Origin of the sequence: Paenibacillus sp. FSL L8-0340 (assembly GCF_038593145.1) — a bacterium.
GTDB lineage: Bacteria > Bacillota > Bacilli > Paenibacillales > Paenibacillaceae > Paenibacillus_AQ.
Genome location: NZ_CP151967.1, coordinates 6498064 through 6514961 on the forward strand (window position 1 = coordinate 6498064; position 16898 = coordinate 6514961).

Consider the following 16898-nt stretch of genomic DNA (forward strand, 5'->3'; position numbering starts at 1 on the left):
ATTCCCTCTTAAGGTTACTTCCTCCACATGGATGAAATTGACGATTAATTAACTTAAAACGCAGGAGGAACCCTTATGAGTTCGCCAGAACAATTGTTAAAAAAACAGGATAAAATATCCAGTACCGGCATTCGCAAGCAAGCTACATTATGGTTCATGATCGTAGGAATTATTTTTATCGCAGCGAATTTGCGTGCTCCCCTCACATCGGTGGGGCCATTAGTCAGTATTATTCGGGAGAACGTGCATATTTCAAATACCTTAGCAGGCCTGATTACCACAGTTCCACTGATTGCATTTGCATTATTATCACCTTTTGTACCAAAATTAGGACGTAAATATGGTGTAGAACGTATTATCCTGATTTCCCTTATTTTTTTGGTCATCGGTATTGTTGTTCGCTCGTTATCCGGAGCGGTGACCTTATATGTTGGAACCGCAGTTCTGGGGTTTGCTATCACCATATGTAATGTGTTACTACCGAGCCTGATTAAACGGGAATTTCCGCAGCAAATGGGTACTATGACAGGGGTTTATTCTGTTTCCATGAATCTATGCGGGGCAATTGCTTCCGGCATTAGTGTTCCCTTAGCTGTGGGGGCAGGCTTGAACTGGCAAGGTGCCTTGGGAGTATGGGGGATACTTAGCGTCATCTCCATTCTCTTTTGGGTACCGCAACTCAAGGCTCCAGCGAAACCAGCCGCTGTTGCCAGCAGCGCAGGGAACAACCATCAGATCAATATATGGCGCTCTCCGTTGGCTTGGCAGGTAACTCTTTTTATGGGAATACAATCGGCCATTTTTTATGTGCTGGTGGCATGGCTGCCTGAAATACTAAAAGATCAAGGCATCAGTTCAAGTCAATCCGGCTGGTTTCTCTCGATTCTGATTATGGCTTCACTCCCCTTTGCATTTGTCGTTCCTGTTATAGCTGGACGCATGCCTAACCAACGGTTGTTAGTGGTTATTACAACGATTCTGCTTTTGATCGGAACACTTGGACTTCTCTATAGCAGTATCCATCTGGTTCTGTTTTGGGTTATTATTCTTGGTATTGGGGCGGGCTTTGCCTTTGGCTTGTCCATGATGTTTTTCGGCTTGCGTACCCAAAGTGCCCATCAGGCGGCTGAATTATCGGGCATGGCCCAATCCATCGGATATCTACTAGCAGCAATTGGCCCAGCGCTGATTGGATACTTGCATGATGCCACTCATAGTTGGAGCGTTCCACTCCTGATATTGGTTGGCGCTTCTGCTCTACTCGGTATCTTTGGTCTGGGTGCGGCTAGGGATCAATTTGTTGGTTCTGCGAAGTGCCTGTTCTGATGGAGGTTATCAGCTTTAATTGCTCATTATGAGCCAGTTATTATTAAGTACGCAAAAACAAATGGAACCGGCGTGCAAACAGCAGATGACGATTGCCTAGATCATGGTAGTTCATCGCTTTGATCTTAGTCACTACGAATAAAAAAGGGACTGGCTCTGTGTATCTTACTACACGGGGCCAGTTCTTTTTTACACACTCTATTTCGAGAAAATTCCCAGGAAACAGTTTCCCTTTTCACTCCTAATCCCCATTTATATAACAGGAAGCAATCATCATATATTTACTTCCTTGATTACAATTTGATCCTTGAAAACTTCATAATGCTTGTTTCAAGTACGTTCCTCTCTCCTCTGTGAAATCCAGAAGCGACGAAGCGGAAGCGCTGTGACAGTCCCAAAACGGGGCTTGAGCAACCACTTCTCCGGCTAAAATCATCCTGTGGTGGGATGAATCGCCATGACTAGAGAAAGGGATTATGATACTTCTGCCCGGCCAACGTCACGGTATTGGGGGCAGCCCGCTCGGATGAGGGGGAGCTTCGTCATAAAGTTAATGCTATGATGCTGACTTACCATCAGCAGCTTGAACTAACACTTATCCTTCACCTTATGAAAGCATAGTGATGCCTTGTTAATATGCACACGGCCCACCGCGCGCATATACATATCCATTTGAAAAGGAAACTATGTTATATGTCAGGACATTGTATTCCATTACTCTCCGACACCACACATCTCCTTATGTCCAAGTTTGTACTTAATAATTACACAAAAAAGTCCATTGATATAATATCAATGGACTTCTAAAGGTTGTAGTTGGTACCGGCGAGAGGACTCGAACCTCCACGGTTTCCCACTCGATTTTGAGTCGAGCGCGTCTGCCATTCCGCCACGCCGGCGTATAGATAATGATAACAATCAGTTCAAAAAATAATGGAGGCGCCACCCAGACTCGAACTGGGGATAAAGCTTTTGCAGAGCTTTGCCTTACCACTTGGCTATGGCGCCACAAAAATGGAGCGGACGACGGGAATCGAACCCGCGACCCTCGCCTTGGCAAGGCGATGCTCTACCGCTGAGCCACGTCCGCAAAATGGCTGGGGATATAGGATTTGAACCTATGCATGACGGAGTCAAAGTCCGTTGCCTTACCGCTTGGCTAATCCCCAATAACATTTTAGATAAAAATGGGGCGACTGATGGGTCTCGAACCCACGAATGCCGGAACCACAATCCGGTGCGTTAACCCCTTCGCCACAGTCGCCATATGAAGCTGTTACTAACAATTTGCCAATCTTGTTTTAAAGAAATGGGGCGACCGATGGGTCTCGAACCCACGAATGCCGGAACCACAATCCGGTGCGTTAACCCCTTCGCCACGGTCGCCATATTAAGCTTTAAAATTTTCATTGGCAGGGGCAGCAGGAATTGAACCCACACCAACGGTTTTGGAGACCGTTGTTCTACCTTTAAACTATGCCCCTAAGGATGGTGGAGGCTGATGGATTCGAACCACCGAACACGTACGTGAGCAGATTTACAGTCTGATGCGTTTGGCCACTTCGCTAAGCCTCCACAGATGGTGCCGGCGAGAGGACTTGAACCCCCAACCTACTGATTACAAGTCAGTTGCTCTACCAATTGAGCTACACCGGCATATTCAGTTAAAGAAAATGGTGGCGCGGGAGGGAATCGAACCCCCGACACAAGGATTTTCAGTCCTTTGCTCTACCGACTGAGCTACCGAGCCATATAAGTTGTTAAGGTATTGATGGCGGAACCGACGGGATTCGAACCCGCGATCTCCTGCGTGACAGGCAGGCATGTTAGGCCAACTACACCACGGTTCCAAATTGGTTGCGGGGGCAGGATTTGAACCTGCGGCCTTCGGGTTATGAGCCCGACGAGCTACCGGGCTGCTCCACCCCGCGTCAGTAAAAGTTATTGTTCCCTTGCGGCCCCAGAAAAACACCTGGAATCCATGCGAAGCTACAGCTTCTAAGGAAATGTTATGGTGGAGGCTGAGGGGATCGAACCCCCGACCCTCTGCTTGTAAGGCAGATGCTCTCCCAGCTGAGCTAAGCCTCCATGATATGACCCGTATGGGATTCGAACCCATGTTACCTCCGTGAAAGGGAGGTGTCTTAACCCCTTGACCAACGGGCCATGCTTGTTGAAAATTTGTGGCGGAGAGAGAGGGATTCGAACCCTCGAGACGCTTGTGGCGCCTACACGATTTCCAATCGTGCTCCTTCGGCCAAACTCGGACACCTCTCCATATGGCTCCCCGAACAGGACTCGAACCTGTGACAACTCGATTAACAGTCGAGTGCTCTACCAACTGAGCTATCAGGGAATATTACATATCAGGCTTGATCACCTGAAAACTGAATCCGAAACGAATCTGCGTCTTAATTTGTTGGATAAGCCCTCGACCGATTAGTATTGGTCAGCTCCATGCATTGCTGCACTTCCACCTCCAACCTATCTACCTCGTCGTCTTCAAGGGGTCTTACTGATTGGGAAATCTCATCTTGAGGGGGGCTTCACGCTTAGATGCTTTCAGCGCTTATCCCGTCCGTACGTAGCTACTCAGCCATGCTCCTGGCGGAACAACTGATGCACCAGCGGTACGTCCATCCCGGTCCTCTCGTACTAAGGACAGCTCCTCTCAAATTTCCTGCGCCCACGACAGATAGGGACCGAACTGTCTCACGACGTTCTGAACCCAGCTCGCGTACCGCTTTAATGGGCGAACAGCCCAACCCTTGGGACCTACTTCAGCCCCAGGATGCGATGAGCCGACATCGAGGTGCCAAACCTCCCCGTCGATGTGGACTCTTGGGGGAGATAAGCCTGTTATCCCCAGGGTAGCTTTTATCCGTTGAGCGATGGCCCTTCCATGCGGTACCACCGGATCACTAAGTCCGACTTTCGTCCCTGCTCGACTTGTAGGTCTCGCAGTCAAGCTCCCTTATGCCTTTGCACTCTTCGAATGATTTCCAACCATTCTGAGGGAACCTTTGAACGCCTCCGTTACTCTTTAGGAGGCGACCGCCCCAGTCAAACTGCCCGCCTGACACGGTCCCCGTACCCGATTAGGGCACCAGGTTAGAACCTAGATACGATCAGGGTGGTATCCCAACGGCGCCTCCGCAGAAGCTTGCGCTCCTGCCTCTACGGCTCCCACCTATCCTGTACAGATCGTACCCAAATTCAATATCAAGCTGCAGTAAAGCTCCATGGGGTCTTTCCGTCTTGTCGCGGGTAACCTGCATCTTCACAGGTATTAAAATTTCACCGGATCTCTCGTTGAGACAGCGCCCAAGTCGTTACGCCATTCGTGCGGGTCAGAATTTACCTGACAAGGAATTTCGCTACCTTAGGACCGTTATAGTTACGGCCGCCGTTTACTGGGGCTTCGGTTCACAGCTTCGGATTGCTCCTAACCGCTCCCCTTAACCTTCCAGCACCGGGCAGGCGTCAGCCCGTATACTTCGCCTTGCGGCTTCGCACAGACCTGTGTTTTTGCTAAACAGTCGCTTGGGCCTTTTCACTGCGGCCCCCTCGGGCTATTCACCCTACCGAGGCACCCCTTCTCCCGAAGTTACGGGGTCATTTTGCCGAGTTCCTTAACGAGAGTTCTTCCGCGCGCCTTAGAATTCTCTTCTCGCCTACCTGTGTCGGTTTGCGGTACGGGCACCTTCTCCTGACTAGAGGCTTTTCTTGGCAGTGTGAGATCATGACCTTCGCTACTGTAATTTTCGCTCCCCATCACAGCCCAGCCTTAACGGTGTGCGGATTTGCCTACACACCAGCCTCACTGCTTAGACGGACATCCATCAGTCCGCGTCACTACCCTCCTGCGTCACCCCATCGCTCATAGCGGATTACGGTGGTACAGTAATTTCAAACTGTTGTCCTTCGACTACGCCTTTCGGCCTCGCCTTAGGTCCCGACTTACCCTGAGCGGACGAGCCTTCCTCAGGAAACCTTGGGCTTTCGGCGGATCAGATTCTCACTGATCTTTTCGTTACTCATACCGGCATTCTCACTTGTATGCTGTCCAGCGCTCCTTACGGTACACCTTCAACCCACATACAACGCTCCCCTACCCCAGATGCAAAGCATCTAGCCATAGCTTCGGTGGTGTGTTTAGCCCCGTTACATTTTCGGCGCAGAGTCACTCGACCAGTGAGCTATTACGCACTCTTTCAATGGTGGCTGCTTCTAAGCCAACATCCTGGTTGTCTGTGCAACTCCACATCCTTTCCCACTTAACACACACTTGGGGACCTTAGCTGATGGTCTGGGCTGTTTCCCTTTTGACAATGGATCTTAGCACTCACTGTCTGACTCCCGGCAAGAAGTTAATGGCATTCGGAGTTTGACTGAGCTTGGTAACCCTTGCGGGCCCCGCACCCAATCAGTGCTCTACCTCCACCACTCCATTCACCGAGGCTAGCCCTAAAGCTATTTCGGGGAGAACCAGCTATCTCCGAGTTCGATTGGAATTTCTCCGCTACCCCCACCTCATCCCCGCATTTTTCAACATACGTGGGTTCGGGCCTCCAGTGCGTGTTACCGCACCTTCACCCTGGACAGGGGTAGATCACACGGTTTCGGGTCTACGTCCACATACTTAAGTCGCCCTATTCAGACTCGCTTTCGCTGCGGCTCCGGCTTCTCACCTTAACCTTGCATGTTAAACGTAACTCGCCGGTTCATTCTACAAAAGGCACGCCATCACCCCTAGATCGGGCTCTGACTTTTTGTAAGCACACGGTTTCAGGTTCTATTTCACTCCCCTTCCGGGGTGCTTTTCACCTTTCCCTCACGGTACTGTTTCACTATCGGTCGCCAGGTAGTATTTAGCCTTAGCAGATGGTCCTGCTGGATTCATACGGGGTTTCACGTGCCCCGCACTACTCGGGATCCGTCTCGGAGAGAACACAGTTTAGGCTACAGGGCTTTTACCTCTATCGCGGGCCTTTCCAGACCTCTTCGCCTACCATATTCCTTTGTAACTCCATGTGAGACGTCCCACAACCCCAAGGGGCTTGCCCCTTGGTTTAGGCTGTTCCGCGTTCGCTCGCCGCTACTGACGGAATCACTATTGTTTTCTCTTCCTCAGGGTACTTAGATGTTTCAGTTCCCCTGGTCTGCCTCTATCTCTCCTATGTATTCAGAGAGAAGTAACTGCGAATTACCACAGCTGGGTTTCCCCATTCGGACACCCCCGGATCAAAGCTTGCTTACAGCTCCCCGAGGCAGTTTCGTTGTTCGCCACGTCCTTCGTCGGCTCCTGGCGCCTAGGCATCCTCCGTGTGCTCTTATTAGCTTAACCAATGCGTTTTCCGTTAGGAAAATCGCTAGCATCGCTATAATTAAAACTTGTTTACACAAGTTTCAGCTAAAAGATGTTCTAAAACGCAAATTCGTTTCGGTATCCAGTTTTCAAGGATCAAGGTACTACTTGAGAGCTTAAACTCTCAAAACTGACCAACGAGTGAGTAACAGGCCTAAACCTGAGTTTCGGAAGCTAAGCTTCCGATTTGAATGTTTCCATTGCAGGAAACGATTCTCCATAGAAAGGAGGTGATCCAGCCGCACCTTCCGATACGGCTACCTTGTTACGACTTCACCCCAATCATCTACCCCACCTTCGGCGGCTGGCTCCCTTGCGGGTTACCCCACCGACTTCGGGTGTTGTAAACTCTCGTGGTGTGACGGGCGGTGTGTACAAGACCCGGGAACGTATTCACCGCGGCATGCTGATCCGCGATTACTAGCAATTCCGACTTCATGCAGGCGAGTTGCAGCCTGCAATCCGAACTGAGACCGGCTTTGCTGGGATTGGCTCCACCTCGCGGCTTCGCTTCCCGTTGTACCGGCCATTGTAGTACGTGTGTAGCCCAGGTCATAAGGGGCATGATGATTTGACGTCATCCCCACCTTCCTCCGGTTTGTCACCGGCAGTCACTCTAGAGTGCCCAGCCTTACCTGCTGGCAACTAAAGTCAAGGGTTGCGCTCGTTGCGGGACTTAACCCAACATCTCACGACACGAGCTGACGACAACCATGCACCACCTGTCTCCTCTGTCCCGAAGGCCGCCACTATCTCTAGTGGATTCAGAGGGATGTCAAGACCTGGTAAGGTTCTTCGCGTTGCTTCGAATTAAACCACATACTCCACTGCTTGTGCGGGTCCCCGTCAATTCCTTTGAGTTTCAGTCTTGCGACCGTACTCCCCAGGCGGAGTGCTTACTGTGTTAACTTCGGCACCAAGGGTATCGAAACCCCTAACACCTAGCACTCATCGTTTACGGCGTGGACTACCAGGGTATCTAATCCTGTTTGCTCCCCACGCTTTCGCGCCTCAGCGTCAGTTACAGCCCAGAAAGTCGCCTTCGCCACTGGTGTTCCTCCACATATCTACGCATTTCACCGCTACACGTGGAATTCCACTTTCCTCTTCTGTACTCAAGCCACCCAGTTTCCAGTGCGACCTCAGGTTGAGCCCAAGGTTTAAACACCAGACTTAAATAGCCGCCTGCGCGCGCTTTACGCCCAATAATTCCGGACAACGCTTGCCCCCTACGTATTACCGCGGCTGCTGGCACGTAGTTAGCCGGGGCTTTCTTCTCAGGTACCGTCACTCCGGTAGCAGTTACTCTACCGGACGTTCTTCCCTGGCAACAGAGCTTTACGATCCGAAAACCTTCATCACTCACGCGGCGTTGCTCCGTCAGGCTTTCGCCCATTGCGGAAGATTCCCTACTGCTGCCTCCCGTAGGAGTCTGGGCCGTGTCTCAGTCCCAGTGTGGCCGTTCACCCTCTCAGGTCGGCTACGCATCGTCGCCTTGGTGAGCCGTTACCCCACCAACTAGCTAATGCGCCGCAGGCCCATCTCCTTGTAGCAGATTGCTCCGCCTTTCATCCTTCGTCCATGTGAACAAAGGAATTATCCGGTATTAGCTACCGTTTCCGGTAGTTATCCCAGTCAAAGAGGTAGGTTGCCTACGTGTTACTCACCCGTCCGCCGCTAAGTTATTCCGGAGCAAGCTCCTTCATAACTCCGCTCGACTTGCATGTATTAGGCACGCCGCCAGCGTTCGTCCTGAGCCAGGATCAAACTCTCCAAATTGGTATTTAGAAAGAGCGATTGCTCAATTTGAAACATCTGACGAGAATTTACATTCTCTTTTTTCGGATCTCACTTACGTGATTTCCATACTCACTCGTTGTTCAGTTTTCAAAGATCAAGTTCTTGTTTTTCGTCGTCGGCGCTTGTCAGCAGCGACCTTTATAATATATCACGGCGACCTCGTTTTAGTCAACCTTTTTTTTAATTTCTTTTTTCGGTTGATTTACGCTTGCTTTGCAGCTTGTCATTGTGTCTGAGGGCCGAGTTATAATTTAACACACCATTAACAAAAGAGTCAACTATAAATATTCCCTGCGTTTATCATCTCATTCAGAAACTGTACAAATAAAAAAAGAGAGCGCCCGGCCTCTCCCTATCCTACAGCATATGCTCTTTTGTCAGGTGGAACATCCCGTTATGGATAGCCACTCTATCCTGCTCTTTATCTTTACCGGGTGTAACGTACCGCATGACCGTCACCGGCATCATCCGCCCAGGAAGTAATCTCTCTTATTAGTGAACGGGAAACAAGCTTGCGCAATACAAGCGGCAGTTCAGCTTCCAATTGGCTGAGGCCCGAATGCTGCAGTAATTCTTTGATACTCCATGATTCCTTTCGGCTGCCCAGGATATTCAAAAGCAATCTGCAACAATCAGACATCTTCGACATTAGGGCAAATTCACAGGCAAGCAGAATCAGTTCGACTCGTTGATCTAGAGTTTCGGTACTCACCGTAAGCTCTTCATACAGCTTGTGAACAGGGGTGTTTAGACTCTTGACTTGTTCCCATACTGCAGGGTCGGGGAAAAATCCCGCTTCACTGACTTCAATCCGCGCCCAATGATACAAAGCAATCAAAACACAGTTGTAGGCATCCATGGTACAGTTTGCTTCCAGATACCGTTTGGATTTAACATACATATGCTGAAAGCGTGCAAATTCCATAAACAGCACCCGCTCTCTTAGCGGGCCCTGGAATTGCATGATCTCCCTGCGCATATCCCCTAATATTCCCTTAGGGTCCCAAATCACATCTCCAGCTATTAAGCTGGTAAGAAGTTCATTGTTATCACCCGCCATTACAGCCCGCTCCAGGGCAGATAAGCCTACATGCACAGACTGCGTGCGCCGGTCACCGGCAATGCTATGGGTTATAGTCCGTTCTTTCTCTTCATCTTCATGCAGCATCAGCACTACCATATCGAAGTCATGAAGAAGCGCACTCTGAAACGGAGCATTACCCTTCTGCCTCAAAGTGACAGCTCCCAGAACATTCTCATCAAACGTTTCTCCACTCAACAGGGTCAAATTGGATAGTTCCATACTTCCCTCCATCAAATTTGGCGATTTTGCGTCCAGTCAGTTATAATCCTCTTAAATAATAATATTCTACATATTCATATCAGTTCCTCCTGGACGACCGAACTATATTTTAGTTAGGAGTAAATACTCATGAAGCTAAAATCGGCTAAAATCAATGCTTTTCGCACCTGGGGACTACTGCTTACCATGCTTGGAATGGGACTCATGATTCTGGGAACGGCAGGCATCGTATTCTGGGGATCAGCAGGCAAAGTATTCGCGGCTATCGGTCTGGTCATCGGCCTGATCTCCATGATGGCAAGTCTCGCCATTTATTTCTGGGCAGGCATGCTGTCCACCAGCGCAGTCCAGCTGGAATGTCCGGAATGCCACAAACTGACCAAGATGCTCGGGAAAACAGACCGCTGCATGTTCTGCCATACCCTTCTGACAAGGGATCCGGCGCAGGCTACGATAACTGCAGAGCAGCTCGAAACTCAGCAGCTCAAGCAATAACGACAGCCAATGAATGAATCATACAAACAAGGGGCTCCCAGACTGGGAGCCCCTTGTTATCTTACTGACAGATTATATTATTGATGAATTGTTTGCAGGGTCTCCCAGGCTTCCTGATTGCCCAGGCTGCGTGTCCAGGAGGCCACTCCGCCAAGTCCAAACGATTTGGCTAGTTTAACTCTCCCTTGTAGTGAGAGCTTATCCTCTATCCATATTTTACGGAGAATCCCGTCTTCCTTGTACTCAACGTAATTCTGGCCCGCATCCTTATCAAGCTTCGGTGTCAGCTTCTTCTCAGTAAGAATCTCCTGAACCGCATTCATGCTCACAGCCTTGGAGCTCACCTTGGTTTTACCCTTTTCTGTTGTTTCCGACCAGATGCGGGTATACAGCGGGACACCGAGAATCAATTTCTCGGCAGGCACCTCGTCTTCCTCGATAATGCGGCTGATGGAGCTCTCCACCCAAGGCAGCGAGGAAACAGAGCCCGACTTTGGACTGGATGCCCAGTGCTCATCGTACGCCATGACCATCATGAAATCAACAACTGTACCGAGTGCGCGCCGGTCCAGAAACAAAGACCACATTTCACTCTTCGATTTAGGCGTCACATCAATGGAGACAATGAGATTTTTGGCTTGGGCCATTGGCTTCAGCTCCCGCATAAACTGCGTAACATTCTCACCGTCTTTGGTGTATACATTCTCAAAGTCGATATTGATACCATCCAAATCATATAAATCAGCAAACTCCAGCATTTGTACGATCGTATTCATCCGCTTCTCATAGCTCGCTAAAGCCTCAGTCGTCAGATCGGCATCAAAGCTGTTGCTGAGCAGAGCCCAGACTTCCATGTCCTGCTTGTGCGCCCACTGCACGTAAGCCTTGTCCGCTTTACTGCGCACATTGCCCTGCACGTCTACAATCTCAAACCACGTAGGGCTAACCACATTGACTCCAGGCAAATCACCGAACTTAGCCGGATCCGGTTTACGCTCGTATACTGCTTCCCAGAACAGATTTACCGGCTTGCCCTTCCAGTTACGTTCCGCTCTCGACGGTGTGGAAGTTTTTTCTTCTACAGTTTTTTGCCCGTCTGACAGAATGTCACCGGCTTTGGCATATCCCGTATACCCACTGCTCAGCTGTACATACAGCCAGTCCGGGTTGTCAGCCTTCCAGATCCTCACCACGGCTCCCCGAGGCATATCCGCGATAATGGGGGCATGAATTGACGCCTCGCTGCGCAGTGCCTTCGTTCTGTCGTCTTCCTCCCCCTTCACTTTGCCCAGCGGAACTGTCTCCCCGGCAGTCATCAGCAGTACAGCTCCGGTATCACTATCCTCTTCTACCTCAAAACCATATAGATCTTCGAGGGTGTCGGCCGGAAGATAGGTCACTCCATCCTTTTCTTCAGGAGCAAGCCGAAGCTGAATCGGCTGGTTGTTCAGGCTGGCGGAGGTTGAATTCTCTTGCATATATAGAAGCTCGCTCTCAGTCGAAAGAATGGCTGATTTGCTCTCCTCTTCATAACGAATGGAAGAATCAACATACTTCTGCAAAAGCGGCAGAGGCAGCAGCAGACTCTCTCCTGTACCGTTAGCGTTAAAACCTGTAAACTCTCCTTTGACAAAAATAGGGTGTTCCATCTCTTTCCAGTCAGGATCAATATGCTGCCGATTCGGCAGTACATAAAATACAATCCAGTAAGCAGCGGCGGCTATTATGACAAGCCCTAATAAACGGCGAAAAAGACCTCCACGCTTCTTGGTGCGTCTTTGTCTCTGTCTTCTGTCCAAAATGTATCCTCCACATATTTAGTTAATTTTGCGTGCGCGTATAACCAATCCAATCTTAAGTATACGCTATGTGAGTCTCTTTGGTTGCGAAAATCTACTGGAAGTTATTCATAGATTAAGTAAGTCATAGCAGAATTATCAAAAAAACGTGCAGCCTCCGCTTCCGGATTCCGCACGTTTTGGAAAAACCGGCAAATCTCCTGCAGTCCGAAACATAGCAGTCGATTATACCTATAATGTTATTCAATCTGTTATCTCAATGCTTCTTGTCACTGCAGCATTTGCACACACCGTACAATTCCATCCGCAAACCATGGATCTTAAACTCTGTAGCCCGTTCGGCAGCCTGCTCCACTTCATGCAGCGAGGCGTAGCTGAAATCTTCGATCTTCCCGCACACCTGGCAGATGACATGATAATGATCGGATACATTTGCATCAAAACGGCTTGAATTGTCACCATAAGTCAACTCGCGAACCATACCGGCTTCCATGAACATCTTTAGATTGTTATATACAGTTGCCACACTCATGCTCGGAAACTGCGGCTCAAGCGCACGGTAAATATCGTCTGCCGTAGGATGATTCAACGCTTCCATCAGATACGTAAGAATCGCATGACGCTGAGGCGTAATACGGACACCGGTAGTCTTCAGTTGTTCCAATGCATGCTGTACGCCACTACCCATCAATTCCACCGCCTTTAAAATAAAAACATAATAAAGCTATAAAGTAATTGTAAGACCGGACTTTCGATGTTGTCAACGGAGTCGATACATTATATTCATTATTATATAATAAAAATTACTTATTTCAATATTTCCTCACATTTAGGTTGCTGTTTCCTTCTACTCGCAGTTTGAACTCGCCATTGCCGATTTTGCCGGAAATTGTCTTTTTGTCGATAGTCAGCTCTGGCAGGTCGGTGTCGATATCTCCATAACCGCTGGATCCATCCACCTTATAATCGCCAAATAAAGGCACGTAAAGATCAATGTCGCCAACTGCGCTGTAAATATCCCAGTCTCCTCCGACGGACTCTGATCGGGCATTAATTTTGCCATTTAGGGATTCAGCATGCAGTTTAGCCATTGCACCGTCAATTGCCAGATTGCCATTCTTGCTGGACAAATCCACTTCACCACCGTTGCCGGATGCCGTTATATTGCCTACAGCGGTCGACAGCTTCAATGCCCCTGTAACATCCCAAGCTGCCATATTCCCGCCGCTCGTTGACATCTCAACGTCCCCTTGAACTGTTCTGGCACGGGCTTCCCCGTTTAGTGTCTTTCCTTTTACATTTCCGTATATGCGGTATAGAACAATCGCGCCGTTGCCGGTCTCCAGAGAGATATCCTCAATGGCTTCCACGTTCTGCAGCGTAATTCCGCCATTCATCGTCCGCACCTCCAGATTAAAGCGGCGGTCCTCCGGAAGCGAAATGTCAAGATCCATACGCGGCTGGCGTTTGCCGGAGTCTCCATAAGTCTTGGTTTTTGGGGTTACTTTGATGTTAGAACCCTCAATGACCTCCACAAAGGACTGTTCCGATATCGCCTCTGCCACTGCACCATCAAGCTGATCCACCCATACTGTAGCCGTGATTTCAATATCCTCTACCGGGGCTCGGTGAATCATGATGTCGCCGTTGATGGCATCAACAGTTAGTTTAGAGGTGCCCAGCTCAACCGGTACGATTAATGGGGGCTTTTGAAAATGGCTACCCTTGGCTTCGCCGTAATCCACTGCGGCAGCGGTAAGGTTAAGGCTGACCCGGTTCCATAAATGCAAATAATGCTCCTGCTCTGCCACGATAAATACACTGGCGGCCAAAATAAGAGATGAGAACAGACCGCGCAAATCCATCCGGGCTTTTGAACCATAATCAGTCTGACCTCTGCGGCCCGAGAAAAAGTAAATGAGCAGGTATTCCGCACCCCACAGCACCGGTATAACAGGCCACCATTTTAGCAGCAGCAGCATATTATGTGTTCCATCTCTTGCATCCATCAGCAAAAGAACGCCGACACTGGCAAGCAGGACTGCGGCCGTATATCGGCCGACACGGCGGGTGCGCCGCTCATTGCCTCTGCTCCTGGATAATCCCTTCGCAACCTCACGGACTCCCAGTAAAAAACCACCGACGATCAGCACCGCGGCAATTACCGTTCCCGCATAATCCTGAATGAACATTTGCAGCCAGGCCGGCTTCTGCCGGAACAGGAACAGCAGCACTCCTCCAAAGAGCAGCATCAGGCCAAACGAGATTCCCGGCTCACTCACCAGGGTACGGCGTTTGGCATATTTTGAAGGGGCTGGCGTTTCAGTGTCCTGTTCCCCGGGAAAGCGCAAAATCCGGTCAGCAGACTGCAGGGCATCAAATACATTGTAGAAATACAGCACCGGAATCATCAGGGCCAGCAATATCAGCAGCGGAACGTTGATCTGCATACCGATGGACGAAAAATAAAGCAGCGCCGCAATATCAAGCAGGATAAGAAAGATGAAAGAAATCCCTTTGCGGAGAAGCCCGAAATATAGATGTCCCGTCCCCGGAATTAATGCGGATAGCAGTCCGGCAATAAATTTGCGTTTACGATGGGGACGGCGTTTTGGACGAGGCGGGATTGAGGGCTTCTTCTGCTCTATCCCGTCATCTTGCTCCTGTGCAGTTGTATCATATATCCCTTCCTCTGTCGGGAGCTTGGCGGAATCATCTTTCTTTTCAGAACTCATTTCGGGCTCCTCCTTCCATAAAGAATTGTATTACTTTCAAAGCATACCACTCCGGTAAAATTCAATCAGTTCCACACCCGGTGCTACTTCCTCTACTCCGGCTGGAATAAACCCATGTTTGGTATACAGTGTAACTGCAGGAATATTGAGCTTCCCTGTAGATACAATAAACTGCTCCATTCCCGGATAATGGGCAAAGATAAATTCCAGCAGGCTTCCTGCCACCCCTTGGCGGAAATACTCAGGACTCACCATCATTCGGGTCACAGTCAGCTTGCCCGGTGACTCTTCCAGCACGGCAACAGCCCCCATCAGATCGCCGCTGCTGTCGAAACGGCCGTAGAAATCCTCCTGAGACTGGCTCAGCATATCTCTGGTCTCCAGCAATGGCGGAATTTCATGGAATCCGATCATCTCCGCTTCCAGCCGGTAAGCTTTATGCTGAAGGCTCCATAGCTCACTAAGAATGATCTCATCCTGCAGATCAAGCTTGATAATTGTGTTCATCCGCACAGTCCCCTTATATGCCGCTCAGGGCCTGCCGTTGCCGACAAGCCCTGAGCTAATAATCCTATAGTCTACTATTACCCAAAAGCGGAATCTAGCTGTTCAAAACTTCAGCCAGCAATGTATTTACCAGACCCGGGTTAGCTTTGCCTTTGCTTTCTTTCATAACCTGACCTACCAGGAATCCGATTGCCTTTTGCTTGCCAGCCTTGTAATCCTCCACCGATTGCGGATTGGCAGCCACTACATCCTCAACGATTTTTTTGATTGCGCCCTCGTCGCTGATCTGAACAAGTCCCTTCTCTTCAACGATTGCACCCGGCAGCTTTCCGCTTTCCAGCATTTCCTTGAAGACAGTCTTGGCAATCTTGCTGCTGATCGTACCACCTGAAATCAGGCCGATCATTTCGCCCAGACCCTGCGGTGTAATCTTCACCTGGGACAATTCCAGATTGCTGCCGTTCAGATAACCCAGCAAATCGCCCATCATCCAGTTGGCCACAGCTTTGGCATCCTTTGTATAAGCAAGGCAGCCTTCAAAGAAATCGGCCAGCGGCTTGGAAGAGGTCAGCACACCCGCATCATAAGCGGTAAGGCCATACTCCTCACTGTACCGCAGCTGGAGGGCATCCGGCAGCTCCGGAATCGTAGCGCGGATGGACTCTTTCCAAGCATCATCAATATGCAGGACAATGAGATCCGGATCTGGAAAGTAGCGGTAATCGTGAGCTTCTTCCTTGCCGCGCATGGATAACGTCTTGCCCTGCGCTTCATCCCAGCGGCGGGTCTCCTGCACGACGATACCGCCATCATCAAGGATTTCCCCTTGGCGGAATTGCTCGTACTCCAGACCGCGCAGCACACCCCGGAAGGAGTTCATGTTCTTAAGCTCCGCCCGGATGCCGAACTCTTCCTGACCTGCCGGCCGCAGGCTTATGTTCGCATCGCAGCGCATGGAGCCTTCTTCCATCTTCACATCGGATACGTCGCAATATTGCATAATGGCCCGTATCTTCTCCAGATAAGCGCGCGCCTCTTCAGGAGAGCGCAGATCCGGTTCGGAGACAATTTCGATCAGCGGTGTGCCTACCCGGTTGAAATCGACGAGGGAAGCAAATCCGCCGTCTACATGAGTCAGCTTGCCCGCGTCTTCCTCCAGGTGCAGGCGGGTGATTCCGATCCGTTTGGTTTCACCGTTCACTTCGATATCAATCCAGCCGTTCAGGCCGATCGGCTGGTCATATTGCGAGATCTGATACGCTTTGGGCGAATCGGGGTAAAAATAGTTCTTGCGGTCGAACTTGCTGACATCGCCGATGGTGCAGTTCAGCGCCATGGCTGCTTTCATCGCGTATTCCACCGCCTGGCGGTTCAACACCGGCAGCACGCCGGGATGACCAAGACAGACGGGACAGGTGTGCGTATTGGGCGGAGCACCAAATTCTGTGGAGCAGCCGCAGAAGATTTTGGACTTGGTATGAAGCTCCACATGAACTTCCAGCCCGATGACCGTTTCGTATTTAGACATAAATGATCTCATCCCTTAAAAGTTTTGTGAGCCTAAG

At 49.9% G+C, this 16898-nt stretch carries 8 protein-coding genes, 16 tRNA genes and 2 rRNA genes; 2 read left to right on the top strand and 24 right to left on the bottom strand.

The annotated features are described in order from the left end of the window. Positions 1-75: 75 nt before the first annotated feature. Entirely contained in the window at positions 76-1326 is a 1251-nt protein-coding gene (locus NST07_RS29675) for an MFS transporter (RefSeq protein ID WP_341096371.1), read from the top strand. 817 nt (positions 1327-2143) lie between these two features. On the opposite strand, the gene NST07_RS29680 is transcribed toward NST07_RS29675, so the two are convergent. The 19 genes from NST07_RS29680 to NST07_RS29770 form a co-directional block, all read right to left on the bottom strand. Then, positions 2144-2225: transfer RNA gene (locus NST07_RS29680), tRNA-Leu, on the bottom strand. 35 nt (positions 2226-2260) lie between these two features. Continuing rightward, positions 2261-2334, bottom strand: a tRNA-Cys gene (locus NST07_RS29685). A gap of 7 nt (positions 2335-2341) precedes the next feature. After that, positions 2342-2416 (bottom strand) — tRNA-Gly (locus NST07_RS29690). A 4-nt stretch (positions 2417-2420) separates the two neighbouring features. Beyond that, positions 2421-2495 (bottom strand) — tRNA-Gln (locus tag NST07_RS29695). A gap of 19 nt (positions 2496-2514) precedes the next feature. After that, positions 2515-2590: transfer RNA gene (locus tag NST07_RS29700), tRNA-His, on the bottom strand. A 46-nt stretch (positions 2591-2636) separates the two neighbouring features. After that, positions 2637-2712, bottom strand: a tRNA-His gene (locus tag NST07_RS29705). A 24-nt stretch (positions 2713-2736) separates the two neighbouring features. After that, positions 2737-2810: transfer RNA gene (locus tag NST07_RS29710), tRNA-Trp, on the bottom strand. Between the two features lie 5 nt (positions 2811-2815). Next, a tRNA-Tyr gene (locus NST07_RS29715) sits at positions 2816-2901 on the bottom strand. Positions 2902-2906: 5 nt separating this feature from the next. Then, positions 2907-2982: transfer RNA gene (locus NST07_RS29720), tRNA-Thr, on the bottom strand. Between the two features lie 18 nt (positions 2983-3000). After that, positions 3001-3076: transfer RNA gene (locus NST07_RS29725), tRNA-Phe, on the bottom strand. 22 nt (positions 3077-3098) lie between these two features. Beyond that, a tRNA-Asp gene (locus NST07_RS29730) sits at positions 3099-3176 on the bottom strand. A gap of 4 nt (positions 3177-3180) precedes the next feature. Further along, positions 3181-3257: transfer RNA gene (locus NST07_RS29735), tRNA-Met, on the bottom strand. An 81-nt stretch (positions 3258-3338) separates the two neighbouring features. Beyond that, positions 3339-3414, bottom strand: a tRNA-Val gene (locus NST07_RS29740). A gap of 6 nt (positions 3415-3420) precedes the next feature. Then, positions 3421-3492: transfer RNA gene (locus tag NST07_RS29745), tRNA-Glu, on the bottom strand. 18 nt (positions 3493-3510) lie between these two features. Continuing rightward, positions 3511-3603, bottom strand: a tRNA-Ser gene (locus NST07_RS29750). Between the two features lie 3 nt (positions 3604-3606). Then, positions 3607-3682, bottom strand: a tRNA-Asn gene (locus tag NST07_RS29755). A 63-nt stretch (positions 3683-3745) separates the two neighbouring features. After that, positions 3746-6673 (bottom strand): 23S ribosomal RNA (locus NST07_RS29760). Positions 6674-6917: 244 nt separating this feature from the next. Beyond that, positions 6918-8473 (bottom strand): 16S ribosomal RNA (locus tag NST07_RS29765). Together the 16S and 23S rRNA genes with 16 tRNA genes alongside form the textbook arrangement of a ribosomal RNA operon. Positions 8474-8921: 448 nt before the next feature. Then, positions 8922-9797 (bottom strand): nucleotidyltransferase-like protein, encoded by an 876-nt coding sequence (locus tag NST07_RS29770; protein ID WP_341096372.1) that lies wholly within the window; start codon positions 9795-9797, stop codon positions 8922-8924. Between the two features lie 129 nt (positions 9798-9926). Here NST07_RS29770 and NST07_RS29775 point away from each other — a divergent pair, with 129 nt between their 5' ends. Then, positions 9927-10292 carry a DUF2614 family zinc ribbon-containing protein gene (locus NST07_RS29775; RefSeq protein ID WP_038596523.1) on the top strand — a complete coding sequence of 122 codons (366 nt, stop codon included), beginning with the start codon at positions 9927-9929 and terminating at the stop codon, positions 10290-10292. A gap of 77 nt (positions 10293-10369) precedes the next feature. On the opposite strand, the gene NST07_RS29780 is transcribed toward NST07_RS29775, so the two are convergent. The 5 genes from NST07_RS29780 to gatB form a co-directional block, all read right to left on the bottom strand. Then, positions 10370-12091, bottom strand: coding sequence for a glycosyl hydrolase family 18 protein (locus NST07_RS29780; RefSeq protein WP_341096373.1), 1722 nt, complete (start codon positions 12089-12091; stop codon positions 10370-10372). Positions 12092-12347: 256 nt separating this feature from the next. Continuing rightward, a complete protein-coding gene (locus NST07_RS29785) occupies positions 12348-12779 on the bottom strand; it encodes a Fur family transcriptional regulator (RefSeq protein WP_341379811.1) in 432 nt (143 codons plus the stop codon). A gap of 124 nt (positions 12780-12903) precedes the next feature. Next, positions 12904-14826 (bottom strand): DUF4097 family beta strand repeat-containing protein, encoded by a 1923-nt coding sequence (locus NST07_RS29790; RefSeq protein ID WP_341379812.1) that lies wholly within the window; start codon positions 14824-14826, stop codon positions 12904-12906. 36 nt (positions 14827-14862) lie between these two features. After that, positions 14863-15333, bottom strand: coding sequence for a GNAT family N-acetyltransferase (locus NST07_RS29795; protein WP_341096375.1), 471 nt, complete (start codon positions 15331-15333; stop codon positions 14863-14865). A 94-nt stretch (positions 15334-15427) separates the two neighbouring features. Continuing rightward, positions 15428-16873: an Asp-tRNA(Asn)/Glu-tRNA(Gln) amidotransferase subunit GatB gene (gatB, locus tag NST07_RS29800; protein WP_038596532.1), complete on the bottom strand. Its 1446-nt coding sequence runs from the start codon at positions 16871-16873 to the stop codon at positions 15428-15430. Positions 16874-16898 lie beyond the last annotated feature (25 nt).

Bases quoted from the DNA above. Each gene is read 5' to 3' on its own strand.
- NST07_RS29675 (WP_341096371.1), top strand. From the start codon at position 76: ATGAGTTCGCCAGAACAATTGTTAAAAAAACAGGATAAAATATCCAGT.
- NST07_RS29770 (WP_341096372.1), bottom strand. From the start codon at position 9,797: ATGGAACTATCCAATTTGACCCTGTTGAGTGGAGAAACGTTTGATGAG.
- NST07_RS29775 (WP_038596523.1), top strand. From the start codon at position 9,927: ATGAAGCTAAAATCGGCTAAAATCAATGCTTTTCGCACCTGGGGACTA.
- NST07_RS29785 (WP_341379811.1), bottom strand. From the start codon at position 12,779: ATGGGTAGTGGCGTACAGCATGCATTGGAACAACTGAAGACTACCGGT.
- NST07_RS29790 (WP_341379812.1), bottom strand. From the start codon at position 14,826: ATGAGTTCTGAAAAGAAAGATGATTCCGCCAAGCTCCCGACAGAGGAA.
- NST07_RS29795 (WP_341096375.1), bottom strand. From the start codon at position 15,333: ATGAACACAATTATCAAGCTTGATCTGCAGGATGAGATCATTCTTAGT.
- gatB (WP_038596532.1), bottom strand. From the start codon at position 16,873: ATGAGATCATTTATGTCTAAATACGAAACGGTCATCGGGCTGGAAGTT.